At 52.1% G+C, this 19,756-nt stretch carries 16 protein-coding genes and 1 pseudogene; 15 read left to right on the top strand and 2 right to left on the bottom strand.

Features of this window, described 5'->3' with window-relative positions; all coding sequences use genetic code 11:
- Positions 1-12 precede the first annotated feature (12 nt).
- From ACYVUT_RS10340 to ACYVUT_RS10295, 10 genes are all read left to right on the top strand, one after another.
- Positions 13-783 carry a DUF1129 domain-containing protein gene (locus ACYVUT_RS10340; protein ID WP_439775595.1) on the top strand — a complete coding sequence of 257 codons (771 nt, stop codon included), beginning with the start codon at positions 13-15 and terminating at the stop codon, positions 781-783.
- Positions 784-916: 133 nt separating this feature from the next.
- Entirely contained in the window at positions 917-2,644 is a 1,728-nt protein-coding gene (locus tag ACYVUT_RS10335; protein ID WP_484500810.1) for an ABC transporter ATP-binding protein, read from the top strand.
- A gap of 10 nt (positions 2,645-2,654) precedes the next feature.
- Positions 2,655-4,499: an ABC transporter ATP-binding protein gene (locus tag ACYVUT_RS10330; RefSeq protein WP_484500809.1), complete on the top strand. Its 1,845-nt coding sequence runs from the start codon at positions 2,655-2,657 to the stop codon at positions 4,497-4,499.
- Between the two features lie 128 nt (positions 4,500-4,627).
- Positions 4,628-5,314, top strand: coding sequence for a response regulator transcription factor CroR (croR, locus tag ACYVUT_RS10325; RefSeq protein ID WP_201330739.1), 687 nt, complete (start codon positions 4,628-4,630; stop codon positions 5,312-5,314).
- Positions 5,304-6,515: a sensor histidine kinase gene (locus tag ACYVUT_RS10320; RefSeq protein WP_439775592.1), complete on the top strand. Its 1,212-nt coding sequence runs from the start codon at positions 5,304-5,306 to the stop codon at positions 6,513-6,515. The genes croR and ACYVUT_RS10320 overlap by 11 nt, the downstream gene beginning before the upstream one ends.
- Before the next feature lie 36 nt (positions 6,516-6,551).
- On the top strand, positions 6,552-8,102 hold the full coding sequence (locus ACYVUT_RS10315; RefSeq protein WP_484500808.1) for a UDP-N-acetylmuramoyl-L-alanyl-D-glutamate--2,6-diaminopimelate ligase: 1,551 nt from the start codon (positions 6,552-6,554) through the stop codon (positions 8,100-8,102).
- A gap of 13 nt (positions 8,103-8,115) precedes the next feature.
- Complete coding sequence (locus tag ACYVUT_RS10310) at positions 8,116-8,865, top strand: aspartate/glutamate racemase family protein (protein WP_439775590.1); 750 nt, start codon at positions 8,116-8,118, stop codon at positions 8,863-8,865.
- 152 nt (positions 8,866-9,017) lie between these two features.
- Positions 9,018-9,767, top strand: a complete 750-nt coding sequence (locus tag ACYVUT_RS10305) for a DeoR/GlpR family DNA-binding transcription regulator (RefSeq protein WP_439775589.1) — start codon at positions 9,018-9,020, stop codon at positions 9,765-9,767.
- The gene (gene pfkB, locus ACYVUT_RS10300) at positions 9,767-10,681 is read left to right on the top strand and encodes a 1-phosphofructokinase (protein ID WP_439775588.1); all 915 of its coding nucleotides are present in this window, start codon (positions 9,767-9,769) and stop codon (positions 10,679-10,681) included. Before ACYVUT_RS10305 ends, pfkB begins: the two co-directional genes overlap by 1 nt.
- A gap of 47 nt (positions 10,682-10,728) precedes the next feature.
- Positions 10,729-12,711, top strand: coding sequence for a PTS fructose transporter subunit IIABC (locus ACYVUT_RS10295; RefSeq protein ID WP_439775587.1), 1,983 nt, complete (start codon positions 10,729-10,731; stop codon positions 12,709-12,711).
- A gap of 179 nt (positions 12,712-12,890) precedes the next feature.
- On the opposite strand, the pseudogene ACYVUT_RS10290 reads toward ACYVUT_RS10295, so the two are convergent.
- A pseudogene (locus ACYVUT_RS10290) lies at positions 12,891-13,040 on the bottom strand (IS110 family transposase); the annotation flags it as partial.
- Positions 13,041-13,107: 67 nt separating this feature from the next.
- Here ACYVUT_RS10290 and ACYVUT_RS10285 point away from each other — a divergent pair.
- Positions 13,108-14,703 (top strand): NERD domain-containing protein, encoded by a 1,596-nt coding sequence (locus ACYVUT_RS10285; RefSeq protein WP_484502006.1) that lies wholly within the window; start codon positions 13,108-13,110, stop codon positions 14,701-14,703.
- A 296-nt stretch (positions 14,704-14,999) separates the two neighbouring features.
- Here the strand turns inward: ACYVUT_RS10285 and ACYVUT_RS10280 are convergent, their stop codons facing one another.
- A complete protein-coding gene (locus ACYVUT_RS10280) occupies positions 15,000-15,584 on the bottom strand; it encodes a hypothetical protein (protein ID WP_484502005.1) in 585 nt (194 codons plus the stop codon).
- A gap of 159 nt (positions 15,585-15,743) precedes the next feature.
- Between ACYVUT_RS10280 and ACYVUT_RS10275 the strand changes: the two genes are divergently transcribed.
- The 4 genes from ACYVUT_RS10275 (at position 15,744) to ACYVUT_RS10260 (ending at position 19,612) form a co-directional block, all read left to right on the top strand.
- Positions 15,744-16,544, top strand: coding sequence for an HAD family hydrolase (locus ACYVUT_RS10275; RefSeq protein WP_484502004.1), 801 nt, complete (start codon positions 15,744-15,746; stop codon positions 16,542-16,544).
- A gap of 19 nt (positions 16,545-16,563) precedes the next feature.
- On the top strand, positions 16,564-17,217 hold the full coding sequence (locus tag ACYVUT_RS10270; protein ID WP_484502003.1) for a metal ABC transporter ATP-binding protein: 654 nt from the start codon (positions 16,564-16,566) through the stop codon (positions 17,215-17,217).
- Positions 17,217-18,014: a metal ABC transporter permease gene (locus ACYVUT_RS10265; protein WP_439774922.1), complete on the top strand. Its 798-nt coding sequence runs from the start codon at positions 17,217-17,219 to the stop codon at positions 18,012-18,014. The genes ACYVUT_RS10270 and ACYVUT_RS10265 overlap by 1 nt, the downstream gene beginning before the upstream one ends.
- A gap of 137 nt (positions 18,015-18,151) precedes the next feature.
- On the top strand, positions 18,152-19,612 hold the full coding sequence (locus ACYVUT_RS10260) for a zinc-ribbon domain-containing protein (protein WP_484502002.1): 1,461 nt from the start codon (positions 18,152-18,154) through the stop codon (positions 19,610-19,612).
- Positions 19,613-19,756 lie beyond the last annotated feature (144 nt).

Raw genomic sequence — 19,756 nt, 5'->3', positions numbered from 1 at the left:
CAGGAGACAGAAGTGAGCGAAGAAAAGCAAGTTAAGAACGCTTCTCAAGCCAAGCTGCAAAAGCAGGGGCAGGCAGAAGCCAAGACGGAAAGCATCAAGCAGGAGAACCCGGAAGAACTCCGGGGGAAATTGTCCAACAAGAACAAGGACTACATCTACCGCTTGAAGAAGGAACTGGTTGCCGGGGGCTTGAGCGAAGGCGACGCTGACGGCAAGATCGACAGCCTTTTGCCGGAAATCTACGACGCCCAGATCAAGGGGCAGCCGGCCAACGTTTTGTTTGGCGCGGCGCCAAAGCTGAAGGCCAGCCAGATCCTGCACCCGGTCGTTAAGCCGGAAAAGGTGCCAGACAAGCTGGTTGCCCTGGACGGTGCCCTCTTCTACACGGCTATGCTGACGGTTTTGTTTGGGGTCTTGCAATTGTTCACGGACAACAGCAAGTCCACATCCTCTGGTTCCGGGATCGTGACCTTGATCGTGATGGGTCTGGCCATGGGCTGGTACTTCACCAAATACAACTCCTGGATGCAGCCTGACCCGAAGACCGGCAAGCCGGCCTGGGGCAAGGTGATCTGGGGCCTTCTGGGGTCACTTTTGATCATCATGCTGATCGTCTTTGTCCTCTCAATTCCGGCCTTGTCCGTCATCAACCCGGTTCTGCCAGGCTGGGCTGACATCCTGGTGGCCGCTGTTGCTTACGGGATCCGCTGGCTGCTTCGCCGCCACTACGGGATTGAAGGGACCTCTCTCAGCCCGGATAAGCTGACCATGAAGAAAAAGTAAATCAATAGCGTGCTTTTTATTCTCAATGGGTGTAAAATAAATAGCTGATAATTAAAGAACAAATAGATGCTGAGCATCTATTTGTTTTTGTTTGACGATTTTTTATAAAAAGCAATGAAAAAGGAGGTCATCAATGCTTAAGACTTTATTGAAGTCCGTCCGCCAGTACAAAAAAGAGACGCTCTTGTCTCCTTTGTGCGTTATTGGCGAGGTCTTCATTGAAATGTATATCCCGTATATCATGGGACTCTTGATTGACAACGGGATCAACAAGGGTGACATGGACTATGTGCGCAAGATGGGTTTGTTTACCATCCTGCTGACCCTGGTCTCCCTGGTTCTGGGGGCCAGTGCCAGCTACTTTTCAGCCCACGCGGCAGCCGGCTTTACCGCCAACCTCCGCCAGGACATGTTCTACCACATGCAGGACTTCTCATTTGAAAACATTGACAAGTTCTCCAGCGCCAGTCTGGTGACCCGGCTGACGACCGACACCAACAACATCCAGCAGGCTTACCAGATGAGCATCAGAATGGCCGTCCGGGCACCGTTTATGATGATCATTTCGCTTGTCATGGCAGCGACGATCAGCTGGAAATTGACCCTGGTCTTCCTTGTGGCCGTTCCTGTTTTGGCTTTTGCCATGATCTTGATCATCAAGAATGCCCGGCCGTACTTCCCGAGAATCTTCCGGGCTTATGATGAACTGAACCGGAAGGTCCGGGAAAACATCCGCGGGGTCCGGGAAGTCAAGACCTACGTCCATGAAGAAGAGCAGATTGAGAACTTTGAAAAGTCCACTAGCAAGATCTACAAGCTCTTCAGCCGGGCCATGTTCATCATGGCCTTCAACGGCCCGGTCATGACTTTAATGATCGATGCCGTCATGCTGGCCCTGTCCTGGTTTGGGGCAAAACTGATCGTGGGCCACGAACTGGCAACTGGCCAGCTGGTTTCCATGTTCTCTTACACCATGTCCATCTTGATGTCTTTGATGATCCTGTCCATGATCTTCACCCAGCTGATGATGGCCCAGTCAAGCGGGCACCGGGTAGCTGACGTTTTGACGGCTAAGCCGACCATCGTCAACCCGGCCAAGTCGCCTTTGACCAGCGTTACCAACGGGGAAATCGTTTTTGACCACGTTGACTTCAAGTACGACAAGGAAGACGCCCACTACGCCTTAAAGGACATCGACCTGCGGATCAAGTCCGGGGAAACCCTGGGGATCATCGGGGAAACCGGATCCTCCAAGTCAACCTTGATCTCCATGATTCCCCGTCTTTACGACGTGACCGGCGGGGCAGTCAGAGTCGGCGGCCACAACGTGCGCTCTTACGACCTCAAGACTTTGCGTGACAACGTGGCGGTCGTTTTGCAAAAGAACGTCCTTTTCTCCGGCACTATCAAGGACAACCTCAAGTGGGGCAATGAAAACGCCAGTGACGAGGAAATCGTCCAAGCAGCCAAGATTGCCCACGCTGACGGCTTTATCCGGGAAATGCCAGATGGCTACGACACCATGGTCGAACAAGGCGGCAACAACGTTTCCGGGGGGCAAAAGCAGCGGATCACCATTGCCCGGGCTCTTTTGAAGAAGCCAAAGATCTTGATCTTGGATGACTCTACCAGTGCCGTTGACACTAAGACCGAGCGGGAAATCCGGGAAGCCTTGAAGCGGGACCTGCCGGAAACGACCAAGATCATCATTTCCCAGCGGATCGTGTCCATCAAGGATGCTGACCGGATCGTGGTCATGAACTACGGGCAGATCGAAGACGTCGGAACTCACGATGAATTGATCAAGCGCAACGACTTGTACTCATCCATCGCCAAGTTCCAGGAAGAAAACAGCAAGTAGGTGATAATCGATGACTAAAAAACAAGCTCAGCAACCATCACAAATGCAGACCTTGAACCGCCTGCTGAAGTACGTCTACCGGGTTAGTCCGGCATCTTTGATCATTTCCCTGGTCTCCGTGATCATCAGCGCGGCAGCTTCTGTCGTCGGCTCCTTGTTCATTGAACAGGTTATCGACCGCTATATTACGCCCATGCTTAAGCAAAAGAGCCCGGACTTCGGCCCTCTGGCTCATGCAGTTTTGCTCATGGCCGGCATTTACGCCATCGGGCTGGTGGCCAACTACCTTTTCACCTTGCTGATGATGGTTTTGTCCCAGCAGGTGCAAAAGCAGATCAGAAATGAAATGTTTAGCCACATGCAGCGGCTGCCGATCGCCTTTTTCGACCAAAACGAATACGGCGACATCATGTCCCGCTACACCAACGACATCGACACCTTGATGCAGATGATTTCTCAAGCCCTGCCGATGTTCGCCAACTCGGTCTTTTCCGTGGTCTTTGTTTTGGCGGGGATGTTCTACCTCAGCTGGCAATTGACCCTGGTTTCTTTGGCAGTGGTCCTCCTGTCTTTGGGAGTTGTCCGCTACCTGACCAAGAAGTCCAGCTACTACTTTGACCAGCAGCAAAAGACTGTGGGGCTGGTCAACGGCTACAACGAAGAAATGCTCAACGGCTTAAAGGTCATCAAGGTCTTCTCCCATGAGCCAGAAGCCAAGGCGGACTTTGACAAATACAACGAACAGCTGCGGGTTGCCTCAGGCAAGGCCAACACCTATGCTACCATCTTGTTCCCGATCATGGGCAACATCGGCAACCTGCTCTACGTTTTGATTGCCTTGATCGGCGGGGCGGCTATCTTAGCCGGCAATATTCCGCTGACCTTGGGGGCACTGGCTTCCTTCATGCAGCTGTCCAAGGCCTTCATCATGCCAATCGCACAGATTTCCCAGCAGCTGAACGCTATCGTTTTAGCCATTGCCGGGGCCCGGCGGATTTTCCAGGTTCTGGATGAAAAAGTTGAAGTCGACGATGGCCAGGTCACTATTGAAGAAAAGCCAGGCGTCAAGAATGCCTGGCAGTGGAAGGTCCCAACTGAAAACGGCTTTAAGTACGTCCCAGTCAAGGGGCACATCGTCTTTGACCACGTCAACTTCGGCTACGTGCCAGGCAAGCAGATCCTGCATGACATCTCCCTTGATGCCAAGCCAGGCATGAAGGTGGCCTTGGTCGGGGAAACCGGGGCCGGGAAGACCACCATCTCCAGCATGATCAACCGCTTCTATGAAATCAATTCCGGCACGATCACTTACGACGGCATCGATATCATGGATATCAAAAAAGATGACCTCCGCAAGTCCGTCTCCATCGTTTTGCAGGAAACCCACATGTTTACCGGCAACGTTATGGAAAACATCCGCTTCGGCCGGCCTGACGCCTCGGATGACGACGTCTACCAGGCAGCCCGCCTGGCCCGGGCCGACGAATTCATTCATGACCTGGATGACGGCTATGAAACGGTCATTGACGGGGGCGGCGGCGACCTTTCCCAAGGGCAGCTGCAGCTGCTCTCCATTGCCCGGGCCATGATCGCTGACAAGCCGGTCATGATCCTGGACGAAGCCACCAGTTCCATCGACACCCGGACTGAGCGCCTGGTGCAAGCCGGGATGGACAACCTTTTGGCTGGCCGGACCAGCTTTGTTATCGCCCACCGTTTGTCCACCATCGTCAACTCCGACTTGATCATGGTGCTGGACCACGGCCGGGTCCTGGAAGCCGGCAACCACGACCAGCTTCTGGCCAAGCAGGGCTACTACTACGAGCTCTACACCGGCAAAAAAGAAATCCAATAAGGGCGAATCTTATTTTTTGCTAAAATCCAAGTTTGAGCGTACGTCAAAGTACGCTCTTTTTGGTATATTGGTTAAAATAAAGGTTACAATATAGGTTAGATAAGTTTGGAATAGAAGAGGTTTAGCAGATGAAAATTCTCGTTGTCGACGATGACCACGAAATCGTGGAACTCTTAAGCATTTATTTGAAGAATGAAGGCTATGAGCCAATTGCCGCATATAATGGCAAGGAAGCCCTGACCAAGCTCTCGACCACGCCGGATATTGCCTTGATGATTCTGGATGTGATGATGCCGAACATGTCAGGGATCGATGTGGTCAAGGAAGTCCGCAAAGATTCCGATATTCCGATCATCATCGTCAGCGCCAAGACCGGCGACATGGACAAGATCCAGGGGCTCATCACCGGGGCTGATGACTACGTGTCCAAGCCGTTCAATCCCCTGGAAGTAATGGCCCGGGTCCGGTCCCTTTTGCGCCGCAGCCAGAAGCAGGTCAAGGAAGAAGAACCTGACGTTCTGGAAGTTGGTCCCTTGATCATCAACAAGGACTCCCATGAGGTCAAGACGGTCGAAGGCAAGGAAATTCAGCTGACGGCCCTGGAATTCGGCATTCTCTACCTTTTGGCCAGCCACCCCAACCGGGTCTTCTCAGCTGATGAGATCTTCGAGCGGGTCTGGCAGCAAGAGTCCATCGTTAGCGCCAAGACGGTCATGGTTCATGTTTCCCACTTGCGGGACAAGATCCAGAAGGCCACCGATGGCGAGGAAGTCATCAAGACTGTATGGGGTGTAGGTTACAAGGTTGAAGCCTAAGCAAGATAAAAAAGAACAGCAAGTCGTCCAGGGCAAGCGGCCCCGGGTCAAGCTGACCGCGGCTGAAAAGAGCGAGCTTTTCGCGGAAGGCGTGGTGACAATCATCATCATGCTGCTCTTGAACATGTCCGTCATCATCCTTTACCATTTGGCGGTCCTGCAGGACAAGAGCTTGGTCAACGGCATCTATTTTTTGAAAAGAACAATGACGATCGGGCCAGGCTACCATATCTGGTCCTGGGAAAGAATCGGGATCATCATGATGGGAATCGCCGACGTCGTCGTCTTATACTGGCGCTTGATCCGCCGCTACCACCAGATGCAGTTGCGGCACATCATTTCTGAATTGCACTATATCGCCAACGGTCACTTTGACCACCGGATTTCCTTTAGCGTCAATACTGACATGCAGAAGGTGATCGACTCCATCAACTCCCTGGTTGACTCAACTGTGGGGGCGATCAATGAAGAAAAGGCGATCGAACAGTCAAAAGACGAATTGATCACCAATGTTTCCCACGACATCCGGACTCCTTTAACCAGCATCATCGGCTACCTGGGCCTGCTTAAGAACGGGGCAGTGACCAGCCAGGAGGACATGCTCAAGTACATCAATATCGCCTATGACAAGGCTGAGCAGATGAAGTCCCTGGCCAATGACCTTTTTGAGTACACCACCTTGAAGTCGACAAAGACCAAGCTGAACGTGACCCCAATCAATATCAAGGGCATGATGGAGCAGGTGGCGGCCGGCTTTGAACTGGAAGCTGAAAAGAAGGGCATTGCCTTTAACGTTAAAGCCCGGCCGGACGACTTGATCGTCAACGCCGACGTGGAAAAGCTGGTCCGGGTCTACAACAACTTGATCTCCAATGCCTTGAAGTACGCGGCTGGGGCCAGCCGGATCAACCTGGTGGCCAACCTGATCAACCATGAGCAGGTTGAGCTGCGGGTGGAGAACAACGGGGAACCGATTCCCAAGGATAAATTGAAGAAGATTTTTGACCGCTTCTACCGGGTGGAAAGCTCGCGCAACACCAAGACCGGCGGTACGGGCTTAGGCCTGTCCATCGTCCAGGGGGTCGTTGAATTGCACGGGGGAACGATCCGCTGTGAATCAAACAAGGATTGGACCAGTTTTATCATTCTCTTGCCCCGGGATCCCCAGGCCAATAACTTCGCTCATAGACCTGTGGTATAATTTGAACTGAATCTTAATTGACAGTGAGGAGTAAAAATGAGCATCTCATTAAACACCTGTATTTTAATCTTGAAAGAACACCACCTGCTCAAGTCCAGTGCCGTCCAGGACACTGTCCAGAGCCGGATGGAGGCTGTTTCTTATGACTCACGCGACGTCCAGAACAACAGCCTCTTCTTCTGCAAGGGGGCGGGCTTTCGGCCAACCTACCTGACCATGGCCAAGGAAAACGGGGCAATTGCCTACGTGGCTGAGCAGCCATACCCGGAAGGCACGGGGATGCATGCCTTGATCGTCCGCAACGTGTCCAAGGCGATGGCTCTTTTGTCAGCTGCCTTCTACCGCTTCCCGCAAGACGACCTCTTCCTGGTCGGCTTTACCGGGACCAAGGGCAAGACCACTTCCGCCTACTTCTTAAAGGGGATGCTGGACCAGCTCAACGGCGGCCGGACCGCTCTTTTGTCCTCAGTCAACAACATCCTCGGGCCAGCTCCGGAAGACACCTTTAAGTCCAGCTTGACCACGCCGGAATCACTGGACTTGTTCAGAGACATGCGGCGGGCAGTGGACAACGGCATGACCCACATGGTTATGGAAGTGTCATCCCAAGCCTACAAGAAGAGCCGGGTCTTTGGCCTGACTTACGACCTGGGCTTCTTCTTGAACATCAGCCCGGACCATATCGGGGTCAACGAGCACCCGGACTTTGAGGACTACCTTCACTGCAAGCTGCAGCTTTTGGTCAACTCCCGCAAGTGCATCATCAACGCGGAAACTGACCGCTTCGCCGATGTCTACGCGGCAGCAACGACCACGACCAACCCGGACAGCATCTACCTGTTTGCCCGGGACGGCTTTGAAAACCCGGATCTGAAGAAGCCGATCGACTTCCGCTACAAGTCTGTGGAAACTGACCTGGCTGAAACCAAGTTCACCTTGACCACAGCTTCAAGCAAGGCCCGCAAGCTGCCGATCTCTGGTGAATACACCCTGCAGATGATCGGGGACTTCAACGAAACCAACGCTACCGGTGCTATCATCGGGGCTGGTTTAGCCGGGATGAGCTACGAAGACTGCGCTAAAGGTATCCGGCACGTGACCATCCCAGGCCGGATGGAAACCGTCACTACCCAAAAGCACGGTTTGATCGTGGTGGACTATGCCCACAACAAGGCCTCCATGCTGGCTTTGATGCGCTTCATGCGCCGGGAATTCACCAACCCGCGGGTCATCGTCGTTGTCGGCGCGCCTGGGGACAAGGGGATTTCCCGCCGGCTGGGCTTCAGCGAAAGCTTGACGGCTGAAGCTGACAAGGCCTACCTAACTACGGACGACCCTGGCTTTGAAAGTGCCCAGGACATCTGTGAGGAAATCGATGCCGGGATCGACCACTCCAAGTGTGAAACGGTTATCGAACTGGACCGGGAAAAGGCCATCAAGGAAGCTATTTCCGAAGCTGGCCCAGACGACGTGGTCCTGCTCTGCGGCAAGGGGGCTGACGCCTTCCAGAAGGTCCGCGGGGTAGACACCCCATATGCCGGCGACATTGTTATCGCCCGGCAGGTGGTCCAGGAATTAGAAAAGTAAGGATTGATATTATTTGAAGCATTTCTTCAGCATTATCGGCGGGATGGGGACCATCGCGACCGAAAGCTATGTCCGCTTGATCAACCACCGGGTCAAGATCAGCAAGGACCAGGACTACTTGAACTACATCCTGGTCAACGATGCCCAGGTGCCAGACCGGACGGCCTACATCAAGGACCACAGCCAGCCGAATTTTTTCAATGCGCTTAAAGAAGATGTTTTAGGCCAGGCCAAGCTGGGGCCGGACTTCATGGTCATGCCCTGCAACACGGCCCACTACTTTTACGACGACCTGGCGGCCTTGACCGACATTCCCTTCCTGCACATGATGCGGATTGCCGTGCACAAGTATGCTGACCAGTACCCGGACAGCCCGAAGATCGGCTTGATCGCGACTGAAGGGTCAATTTACGACCACCTTTATGAAGACGAGATCCACCGGATCGGCCGGGAAGTCGAATTCGGCGGTCCCGAGATCCAGCCGATGGTGACGGAACTGATCTACCGGGACATCAAGGAGAAGGGGATCGTCGACAAGGAGCTCTACCATGAGATCCTCCGCAAGATGCACGACGACTATGGCTGCGACGTGATCCTGCTGGGCTGCACGGAACTTTCCTTAGCCCAGGAGCAGGCGCCGGACCACCCTTACCAGGTGATCGACCCCCAGTCGATCATCGCTGACGTGACGATCGAACTGGCTCTGGCGATCAGAAACGGGCAAGATCCCCGCCAGGCCTGCCAGAAATATCTATATGATTAAATAAAAGACCAGGAAGCCCTGGTCTTTTTTGCTTGGCTTTTTTGTGTTCAGTCAAAAACAGTCAAATTTTTAGAAAAAGCGCTCATTTTTGACGGAAAATGATTGCTTTTGACCGAGAAAGCCTTTACAATATATATCGAGGTGAGATAAAGATGCTGACGGAAGAACGGCAACAAATGATTGCCCATTATGTAGACGAACATCAGATTTGCCGCGTAACGGAACTTTGCCGCTTGACCTCGACATCTGAGTCGACGATCAGACGCGATCTGAGTGAAATGGAAGACCGGGGCCTGCTTAAACGGGTCCACGGCGGAGCACAGAGCCTGCAGGCCTTTGGCCAGGACGTGGCTCAGCAGATCCGCTTCAATCTGAACAAGGAAGACAAGCTGGCCATTGCCAGGCTGGCCGCCAAGAAGGTGCACCCGCACGACTATCTCTTTTTGGACGCGGGGACGACCATTTATGAAATGGTTCCCTTCTTAAAAGAGATCAGCGGCCTGCATGTGGTAACCAACGGGCTGGAAACAGCCCTGGCCCTGACTGACGCGGGAATTGACTGCTGCCTTTTAGGCGGGCACGTCAAGCGTCAGACCCACGCGGCCATTGGCGCGACCACTGTCTCCCGCCTGCAGGAACTGAACTTCAACGCGGCTTTCATCGGGGCCAACGCCTTGAGCCCGGCCGGCTTTTTGACCACGCCGGACACTGAGGAAGCTGCCGTGAAGAGGACAGCTATCCAGCAAAGTCAGCAGGCTTTCGTTTTAATCGACCGCAGCAAATTTAACGCGGTAACTTTTGCCGAATTCGCCAAGACCGACCAGGTGACCATTATCAGCCGTCTGGAAGCAGGTGACCGGGAGAAATTGCCAGTAAATATTCAACTTGAGGAGGCTGAATAATGATTTACACCGTGACTGTCAACCCAGCTTTGGACTATGTTCTGCAACTGCCAGAAGTCAAGGACGGGGAGACCAACCGGTCAAGCGACACCCAGTTCCTGGCTGGGGGCAAGGGGATCAACGTTTCCCAGATTCTTAACCAATTAGGCGTGGACAACACCGCCTGGGGCTTTGTCGGCGGCTTTACCGGCGAAGAACTGATCCGCCAATTGAACGTCAAGAAGATCAACAGCGACTTCGTAAGAATCAGCGACGACACCCGGGTGAACGTTAAGATCCACGCCCAGGTGGAAACTGAAATCAACGCGGCTGGTCCGAACATTACCGACCAGGAAGTCGCAGCCTTCAAGTCCCGCCTGGACGACCTGGAAGCAGGTGATGTCGTTGTTTTGAGCGGCAGCCTGGCACCAAGCCTGCCAACTGACTTCTACGAAAGCCTTTTGCCTTTGATTCGGGAAAAGGGAGCGGAATTCGTTGTTGACACGACTGGTGAAGCTTTGCTTCGGACTTTGAAGTTCAACCCATTGGTCATCAAGCCAAACCACCACGAACTGGCTGACCTCTTTGACACTAGCTTCTCATCAACTGCCGACATGCTGGAAGCAGCCAAGAAGCTGCAGAAGATGGGTGCCCAAAACGTCATGATCTCCATGGCTGGCGAAGGTGCTTACCTGGTAACTGCTGACCACGTCTACCACGCTAACGCGGCCAAGGGTACGGCGGTCAACTCCGTTGGTGCCGGGGACTCCATGATTGCCGGTTTCGTCGGCACTTGGTTTGAAAAGCACGACGCTGCTGAAGGCCTCCGGGTCGGCAGTGCCTGCGGCGGGGCTACGGCCTTCACTGAAGACATCGCGGTCAAGAGCCAAATCGACGCCGTTTTGCCGCAAATCAAGATCGACGTCGTTGAATAAAGGGAATAAAAAGTAACAGAGTATTTTTAGTAACTGAGGAAATAAAGATGCGGATTAAAGATATTTTGAGCCCAGAGTCCATGATTATGGACTTAAAGGCCACCACCAAGGACGACGCCATCAATGAAATGGCCGACTTGGAAGTAGCTACGGGCATCGTCAACAACAAGGAAAAGTTCGTTGAATCCATCTGGGCCCGGGAAAAGGAATCTACTACCGGGATCGGTGGCGGGATTGCCATGCCTCACGCCAGAAACGAATACATCAACAAGGCTCGGGTGCTTTTTGCCAAGAGCGAAAAGGGCGTGGACTTCGACTCATTAGACCAGCAGCCAGTCCACCTCTTCTTCATGATCACTGCCCCAGCTGGTGCTGACAACACCCACTTGCAAGCCCTGGCTAAGCTGAGCAGCCTTTTGATCAACCCTGACCTGGTTGAAAAGCTGAAGGCAGCCAAGACTCCTGACGAAGTTATCGACCTCTTCAGCCAGGCAGAAGCTGACAAGGACAAGGAAGACGCTGAACGTGAAGCCAAGCTGGCCGCTAAGAAGGAAGCAGAAGCCAAGAAGGCTGAAAGTGAAGACGAAAAGCCATTGATCGTTGGCGTTACTGCCTGCATCAACGGGATCGCCCACACTTACATGGCTGAAGAAGCCTTGATCAAGGCCGGTGAAAAGCGCGGCGTTGAAGTCCGGATTGAAACCAACGGTTCAGAAGGCGTTAAGCACGAACTGACTGCTGACGAAATCAAGCGGGCTAAGGGTGTTATCATTGCTTCCGACAAGCAGGTCAAGATGGCCCGCTTTGACGGCAAGGAACTGGTTAAGCACCCAGTTGTTGACGGGATCAATAAGCCGGACCAACTGGTTGACGACATCCTGTCCGGCAAGGGCAGCGTTTACCACGCTGAAGCCGGTGAAGCAAACGAAAGCACTTCAGCAAGCAACGGCGGCGTATGGTCAACCATCTACCGGCACTTGATGAGCGGGATTTCCCACATGCTTCCGTTCGTTATCGGCGGTGGTATCTTGATGGCCATCTCCTTCTTGGTTGAACAATACATGGGTGGTGCCAAGAGCCCGGCCTTCATCTTCTTGAACAGTGCTGGTAACCTGGCCTTCGCCTTCATGGTTCCAGTTCTGGCCGGCTACATCGCTGAATCAATCGGTGACCTGCCAGCCTTGATGCCAGGTTTCGTCGGTGGCTTCATGGCCTCAATCACCAACTCATCCTTGGGTGGTTCTTACGCTGTTAACGTTAACGCCAAGGCCGCTTCACCAGCCGGCTTTTTGGGCGGGATTGCCATCGGTTTCATCGCCGGTTACTTGATCCTGGGCCTCAAGAAGCTCTTCGCTAAGCTGCCAAAGAGCGTTGAAGGTATGAAGCCAATGCTTCTCTACCCAATCTTCGGCCTGCTCCTGGTTGCCTTGATTATGTACTACATCGTCAACCCAATTTTCGGTGCCTTGAACGCGGTTATTACCAACTTCTTGAACGGCATGGGCACTGGCAACCTGGTTCTCTTGACCACTGTCTTGGCCGGCATGATGAGTATCGACATGGGTGGTCCTTTCAACAAGGCCGCTTACGTCTTCGCTTCAGGTGCCTTCGCCAACGACCCGACTTCCAAGACTTCAGCTATCTTGATGGCTGCTGTTATGGTCGGTGGTATGGTAGCCCCATTCGCGACTGCGATCGCTACTACTTTCTTCAAGGACAAGTTTACTGAAGACGAACGCCGGGCCGGCGTTTCCAACTGGATCCTGGGCTTCTCCTTCATCACTGAAGGGGCCATCCCATTCGCCAGTGCTGACCCGCTGCACGTTATCGTTTCATCAATCATCGGCAGTGCTGTCGGTGGGGCCCTGGTAGGTCTGTGGCATGTCGGCGTGCCTGCACCTCACGGTGGTTTCTGGGTTATCGCTCTGTCAACCAACTGGCTTGGCTACCTGGGCGCCGTAGCTATCGGCTCAATCGTTGCTGCTTTGATCTTGGGCTTCTGGAAGAAACCAATTGACCAAAAGAACTAATTTTCTACTCTAAGTCAAGTGTTATCAACGATTTTAGGCAATTTTATTTTGAAATAAGGGCCTAATCGGGAAATGGCTCCTGGAGAATCAAGTCAAATATCTGATTTAGGGCATGGTAAATACAGCCACCTTCTGTAATTTCGAAAAAGAGGCTGTTATAATATCTATTGGATCAATTTTTATGACAAAAGTCTTTGGTTATGTTTGGCTACGTCATAGCTATACAATTGATCATTCTTAATTAAAGCGAAGATCGTCCGTAATAATTTATGGATCGATGCGATAGCGGCCTTCTTGTGACTTGCAGTCTCAGAAGACCGTTTTCGTTTTATTTTAGGTAAAAATCGCTTCTTTCGTGTAATAGTCAGTAGAGAGACTAAGCAAAGGAGCGATCTTATGGAACGAATGTGGACAAATTGGTACCTGGCCAGTGAAGAAGTTGAAAATGACGCCGTCGTGCAATCGGCCCAGGCAGCTGAGCAGCTGATCAATCCGGACTATGACCACACCCGGCAGCTGTCTGATCAGAATTTGGCTGGGGTGCGCGAGCTGAACGGCTTGCTGGTCAGCTATAACCAGCTGGGGGCGGACCAGGCAGCGACTTTGACGCAAGAGCAGTTGGTGAATGCGGAAAATCTATTAGCGGGCGCGGCGGGTGAGTGGCTAGTCGATCAGGCGGTCAAGTCCGTCGCGGCGGCAGTTTTTCATAATGTGATTCTGCCCTGCAAATATGATAGAAATCGGCCAGTTGGCGATAACCAAATTGATAATTTGGTGATTACCAGTACCGGCATTTATTGTATTGAAGTCAAGGTGCGCAAAATTGTGGGGAAGCTTTTCGACTTTAACCGGCTGGGCCGGGGCATTTATGATCAGATTAGCTACCACAAGGAGGCGCTGGCGCAAGTCCTGCAGCCAATAGGGATCAGTCCCAATTTTATTAAGACGATTGTGGTGGTGATCAACCGGCTGGGGAATGATGACTTCAAGCTGAAGAACCAGGAGGATCTGCAGCGGGCTGGTTCGCAGGTGGTCAAGCTGTCGGTCTTGAATCTGTTTTTGAGCAATGACGGGTTCGCCTCGCTGAATCAGCAGCAGATCCAGGCAATTGAGCAGGCGATTCAAAGCCAGCGCCTGCCTGATCGGCGGACCTATCCAGCCAATGTCCGTTTTAAGTTGACGCAGGCGCATCTGGATAAAGCCAGACAGATCAGCCAGGCTGTCAGGCTTGGAATTCCGCTTGCGCAGAACGTGACGTATCATGGGCGGTTAAATGATTATCCGCTCACAGGCTTGACCGGAAAGCAGCAGAATATGTTGTGGCTGATCGTGGGCCGGCTTTATGGTTTCGGGTGCGGCACGCTCCAGCTGACCCGAAGTGAGTTGCGGACTGGGGCTGGCTATGGTGGGCGTGATTTTTTGCGGCTTGATCAGCAGTTAAGCGAATTGGCTGAGTTCATGCAACAGAGCAAGCTTTTTCAAAAGGCTAAGTATGAAGACAAGAAATTGACGGTCAGCGTTAGCAAGAAGTACTCGTTCCTGTTTAACGGCTGCACGAAGGACTTCACCTGCTGGAATTATCAATTGCTGCGCCGAATCAGCCTAAACAACGCCAAGACTTTGTTCCGCAAGCTGCTGCAAGCTTCAGCAGCCGGCTGCTACCAGGTGTCCTTTGAGCAGATTCGGGAAATTCTGGCGGTGCCGGATAGCTATTCGAATTATGAGGTAATGAGGAATAAGATTAAGCCCGCTGTACTTCAACTGATACCATTTTTTGGCAATTTGAGCTACGAAGTGGTCAAGAGCGGCAAAGCGAATAAAATTGTTGGGATAACTTTCACTTTTGATAAGTTTTCGCCGGAGGAACTGTTGACCTTAAGAGAATGGCACAAATATTCAACCAATATTTCTGCTAATTCGCATTTATCTCTAACCGAGCAAGTGAAAGCTGAGGAAATTTTAGAAAAGAATTTCGGAGATTGTTTGAAGTAGGTGTTCTATTTTTTTAGGTTCATGTGGCTCAGTAAAAACTGGGGTTAAAATTATTGAAAAAGGCCGTGGCTCAGTAAAAAGCGGGGCTAAAATTATTGAAAAAGACCGTGGCTCAGTAAAAAGCGGGGCTAAAATTATTGAAAAAGACCGTGGCTCAGTAAAAAGCGGGGCTCAAATTATTGAAAAAGGCCGTGGTACAGTAAAAAGCGGGGCTAAAATTATTGAAAAAGGCCGTGGTTCAGTAAAAAGCGGGGCTAAAATTATTGGAAAAGGTCGTGGCCCAGTAAAAAGCGGGGCTAAAATTTTTGAAAAAGGCTGTGGCTCAGTAAAAAGCGGGGCTCGAAGCGATGAACTATCCCCGTTTTTACCGCAGCCACGTCCAAATTACACAAAACTATCCCCGTTTTTACCGCAGCCACGTCCAAATCCCGCAAAACTATCCCCATTTTTACCGTAGCCAGGGCCAAATTTCGCAAAACTATCCCCGTTTTTACCGTAGCCACATCCAAATTACACAAAACTATCCCCATTTTTACCGCAGCCACGTCCAAATCCTGCAAAACTATCCCCGTTTTTACCGTAGCCACGTCCAAATCCCGCAAACTCATCCCCGTTTTTACCGCAGCCACGTCCAAATCCCGCAAACTCATCCCCGTTTTTACCGTAGCCACGTCCAAATCCCGCAAACTCATCCCCGTTTTTACCGTAGCCACATCCAAATCCCGCAAACTCATCCCCGCTTTTACCGTAGCCACGTCCAAATCCCGCAAAACTATCCCCGTTTTTACCGTAGCCACGTCCAAATCCCGCAAAACTGTCCCCGTTTTTACCGTAGCCACGTCCAAATCCCGCAAAACTGTCCCCGCTTTTACCGTAGCCACGTCCAAATCTCGCAAAACTCATCCCCGTTTTTACCGTAGCCACAGCCAAACTCCCGCACCGCCCCCCGTGAGCCCCTAATTTTGCAAGGAGGGCGAAATTTTGGTATTCTATAACGTTAAAGATCTTTTAGCGAAAAAGCAGTTAGAAAGGAAGAAAAAATGATTAAATTGCTTGCAACCGACATGGATGGAACTTGGCTGACTTCCAAGAAAACCTACGACCTGGACAAGTTCGCGCAAATCATGGACCTGGCCAAGGAAAAGGGGGTCAAGTTCGTCATCGCCAGCGGCAACCAGTATGAAAACCTGGTGACCCGTTTCCCGAAAGAATACCTCAGCCAGCTCTATTTTGTGGCTGAAAACGGGGCTTATGTCCTCAAAGGCCGGGAAATCCTCAACATCGTGGACTTAAACAGCGATGAACTGGCTACGATCCGCCAGATCAAGGAAAAGTACGGCCAGGACCACCCGACTGTCTTGGCCGGGGTGAATAGCGCCTACACCTTGAAGAGTTATGGGGAAGAATTTTGCAACTACCTCCACCTTTTTTACCAGGAACTGAAAGTGGTGGATGACTACGAAAGCGTCAAGGACCGGATCTTCAAGTTTACTGTGGCGACCGAGGAAGGGGAGTCATCAGCCTTTGCCCAGCAGCTCAAGCGGGAATTCCCGAACTTGGACATGGTGGCCGGCAGCGACTCAGCCGTTGACATCAGCAAGCTGGGCATGAACAAGGCGGTGGGTCTCAAGCTTTTGGGCCAGCGCTACAATATCCCGGCTGACGAAATGGTCGCTTTCGGCGACGGGGGCAACGACGTGGCCATGCTGCAATATGTAGGCCAGAGCTACGCGACAGCTACTGCTTTGCCGGAAGCCAAGCGGGCGGCTAACGGGATCATCGGCTCAAGCGATGAAAGTGCCGTCCAGGACAAGATGCTGGACTTGCTGAAGAAGCAATAGAGAAACTAGAGGTAAGTAAATGAGTAAAGCTTTGCGGGTCGTGGACTTGAGCATGAAGTTCGACGACCAGGAGATTTTTAAAAAGCTTAATTTCAGCCTGGAGACCGGGTCCATGACGGCTCTGTTAGGCCCTAACGGGGCCGGGAAGACCACCCTGGTCAGGATACTGATGGGGATGCTGAGCCCGACCCATGGCTATTTTGAGCTGGCTGACGACGTGAAGGTGGGCTATGTGCCCCAGTTCCGCAATATCGACCCGGACTATCCCTTGTCGATCAAGTCTTTTATCGAGCTGAACACGCCTTTTTGGAAGAGCCAGAAGGTTAAGGACCAGGTCAACCATATTTTGCAGGAGACCCACTTAAAGGGCCTGGCGAATACCAGAATGGGGGAGGCTTCCGGCGGGCAGAAGCAGCGGGCCTACCTGGCCCAGGCTCTCTTGGACCAGCCAAACTTCATTATTTTGGATGAAGCCACGGCCAGCCTGGACCCCAAGGCCAAGGAAGAGTTGATGAACTTGATCGCCCACCTCAACCATGAGCACAAGATGACGGTCCTGTTCGTCACCCACGATATTCCTTTGGCCAAGCGCTATATGAAGGACTATCTTTACTTAAGCGACGGGACGGTCAGCCAGGGGAAGATGGAAGATTTTAAGGAGAGTTTCAACTGATGTTTGCCTACGAATTCATGCGCAATGCCTTTTGGGCGGCCACCTTCATCGCGATTACCTGCGGGGTGGTGGGCGTCTATGTCGTGGCCCGCAATTTCAGTTTCCTGGCCCACACCCTGTCGGAAATCGGCTTTGCCGGGGCGGCTTTTGCCGTTTTGATGGGATTGAAGCCTTTGACGGGGATGCTGATTTTTGCCCTCCTGGGCTCGATCGGGGTCGGGGAGTTGTCCATGCGGACTGAGCAGAAGGAGTCGTCGATTTCCGCGATTTCAGCCTTCTTTATCGGCCTGGGGATCCTCTTTTTGTCCCTGTCCAGCTCGGCCAGCAGCTATGCGACCAACATTTTGTTTGGGTCAATTATCGGGGTGTCCAGATCCAGCGTCTACCAGCTGGTTGGCCTGTCAGTGGTCGTCTTGCTGATCATTTTTGTCATCCAGAAGCCCCTGAATTATGATTCTTTTGACCATATCGGGGCAGCGGCCCACCACATCAACACCGGCTTTGTCGGGGTGGTCTTCCTGGTGGCTCTGGCCATGGCGGTTTCAATCGGATCCCAGGTGGTCGGGTCCATGCTGGTCTTTGTCCTTTTGACCATGCCATCCTCAACGGCCCGCTATTTGGGCAAGTCGATTCCCAGCATGTTGGCCTGGTCGGTCGGCCTGGCCCTTTTGGGGGTCTGGACCGGACTGTGCCTGGGCTACGTCACCAACTGGCCAGTGACCTTTTTCATTTCATTAATTGAGGTAACGGCTTATCTGCTGGTTTACTTCACCCACGCCAGAAAGAAGCGGGCATAAGCAAATATAGAATTTAAGGAGCTTTTTTGCTCCTTTTTCTTTTGGCTAAAATTGCTTTTTTATATGCTATACTTGCCTTGAGAGTATTTTTTGCCAGTTAAGCATACAGGCTTTTTATCAAAGAGGAGGATGTAAAAATGATCTACTGTGCTAAATGCGGCGCCAAAAACCAGGCCGATGCCACTTTCTGCGCCAAATGCGGGGCTAAATTAATTAAGCCAACTCAGCCAGCTCAGCCAGTCCAGCAGGTTCAACCAGTTCAACAGGTTCAGCAAGTCCAACCTGTTAAGCCAGCTAAAACAGTCAAAAAGCGGGCCGATCTCAAAAAGGCCAAGAAGTGGAAGAAACCAATCTTGATCACCGCGGCTGTTTTGTTGGTCCTCTTGGCCGGCTACAGCTTTGGCAAGGCCCACTATGCCAAGGACAAGCAAATCGACGAAATCGTGACCCGGATGAAGGACCCAAAGAAAGACCTGTCACCTTACGTTAAGACCGACGACAGCAGCTTTCAGCTGACCAAGGAGAGCGTGCAGCCTCTGCAGGAATACTACAAGGCCAACCAGACCAAGGCCAACAACCTGGGCAGCGAGTGGAAGAGGGAAGATGACTTTGACGATATCTTCAAGGACACCGTTTCCTTAGGCGAAGACGGCCACTACTTTTTCCTTTTCCCGAAATACAAGCTTATGGTTAAGACCTACTCGCCAACTGTTGTGACCAACCACGAGAATTCCGTGATCAAGATGAACGGGAAAAACGTGGGCAAGCTGACCGCGTCTGGTGACTACTACCAAAAGAAGCTGGATCCGGTAATCGCCGGCCGTTACACCTTCTCAGTTTCAGCCAACTTGAGCGGAAAGACCATTTCGCCTAGTCCGGTCAAGCTGGATTTGTTTAGCAATCACCAAGTCAGCTTGAACATCTTGACTGGTAGCTTCACGGTCAGCAGCGTGCCTAATGGGGAAGTCTACATCAATGACAAGAAGGTAGCCGACCTGGACGACAAGGGCCAGGCCAGCTTCAAGGACTATGAGATTACGTCAGGGATGAGCCTCTACGTGAAAAAGTCCGGCATCGGCCAGTCAGACACGATCCACGACTTTGACCAGTACGTGACGGCCCCAGCTGACCAGGAAAATGCCAACGACGATGACGACTATGACTTTAGCGATGACGACAGTCAAAGCAGCGACCAAATCAAGGCCGTCAACGGCAGCTGGGTCTTGACTCCATCCTGGCCAGGCCTGGCAAGCACCGAAGACGCTGAAGACCTCCTTCAGAAGATCTGGGACGACAATGACAGCGAAGATTGGGTCAACGGCAGCAGCAATACTGGCTACCTCAGCATCAAGAAGCTGCACGACAACTGGGATGACTCTGATTCAGTCTCTGAGTACAACGAAGTCGTCAGTGTCCTGTCCACCAGCCCGGCTGGCAGCGGCAAGACTTATGTCAACTACACGGTAACCCACAACCTCTCTTACACCGGCGACAAGGATGACACCAGCGTGACTGACACTTACCAAAACGGGATTATCAGCCAGGACAGCGACGGTGACTACGTTTTGGAAAAATTAGGCACTCCCAACGCTAAATAGCAAATTTTTTTAAATCTTTTTTCGCGATCAAGCAAGAGAACTTTGTTAACAAGCAAGTTTGTGAAAAAATATATAGAGCCCCGCAATGGCGGGGCTTTTTTGGATCCCTCTTTTAGCAAGCGGAAACATTGTGAAATAAATTCA

The organism is Lactobacillus sp. WILCCON 0059, from assembly GCF_057197985.1.
The sequence above is the reverse complement of the archived record's forward strand: the minus strand, read 5'-3'. Positions and strand labels throughout refer to the sequence as shown.

Coding starts and splice junctions, on each gene's coding strand:
- ACYVUT_RS10270 (WP_484502003.1), top strand. CDS start 16,564: ATGAGTAAAGCTTTGCGGGTCGTGGACTTGAGCATGAAGTTCGACGAC.
- pfkB (WP_439775588.1), top strand. CDS start 9,767: ATGATTTACACCGTGACTGTCAACCCAGCTTTGGACTATGTTCTGCAA.
- ACYVUT_RS10315 (WP_484500808.1), top strand. CDS start 6,552: ATGAGCATCTCATTAAACACCTGTATTTTAATCTTGAAAGAACACCAC.
- ACYVUT_RS10295 (WP_439775587.1), top strand. CDS start 10,729: ATGCGGATTAAAGATATTTTGAGCCCAGAGTCCATGATTATGGACTTA.
- ACYVUT_RS10275 (WP_484502004.1), top strand. CDS start 15,744: ATGATTAAATTGCTTGCAACCGACATGGATGGAACTTGGCTGACTTCC.
- croR (WP_201330739.1), top strand. CDS start 4,628: ATGAAAATTCTCGTTGTCGACGATGACCACGAAATCGTGGAACTCTTA.
- ACYVUT_RS10260 (WP_484502002.1), top strand. CDS start 18,152: ATGATCTACTGTGCTAAATGCGGCGCCAAAAACCAGGCCGATGCCACT.
- ACYVUT_RS10305 (WP_439775589.1), top strand. CDS start 9,018: ATGCTGACGGAAGAACGGCAACAAATGATTGCCCATTATGTAGACGAA.
- ACYVUT_RS10330 (WP_484500809.1), top strand. CDS start 2,655: ATGACTAAAAAACAAGCTCAGCAACCATCACAAATGCAGACCTTGAAC.
- ACYVUT_RS10265 (WP_439774922.1), top strand. CDS start 17,217: ATGTTTGCCTACGAATTCATGCGCAATGCCTTTTGGGCGGCCACCTTC.
- ACYVUT_RS10285 (WP_484502006.1), top strand. CDS start 13,108: ATGGAACGAATGTGGACAAATTGGTACCTGGCCAGTGAAGAAGTTGAA.
- ACYVUT_RS10335 (WP_484500810.1), top strand. CDS start 917: ATGCTTAAGACTTTATTGAAGTCCGTCCGCCAGTACAAAAAAGAGACG.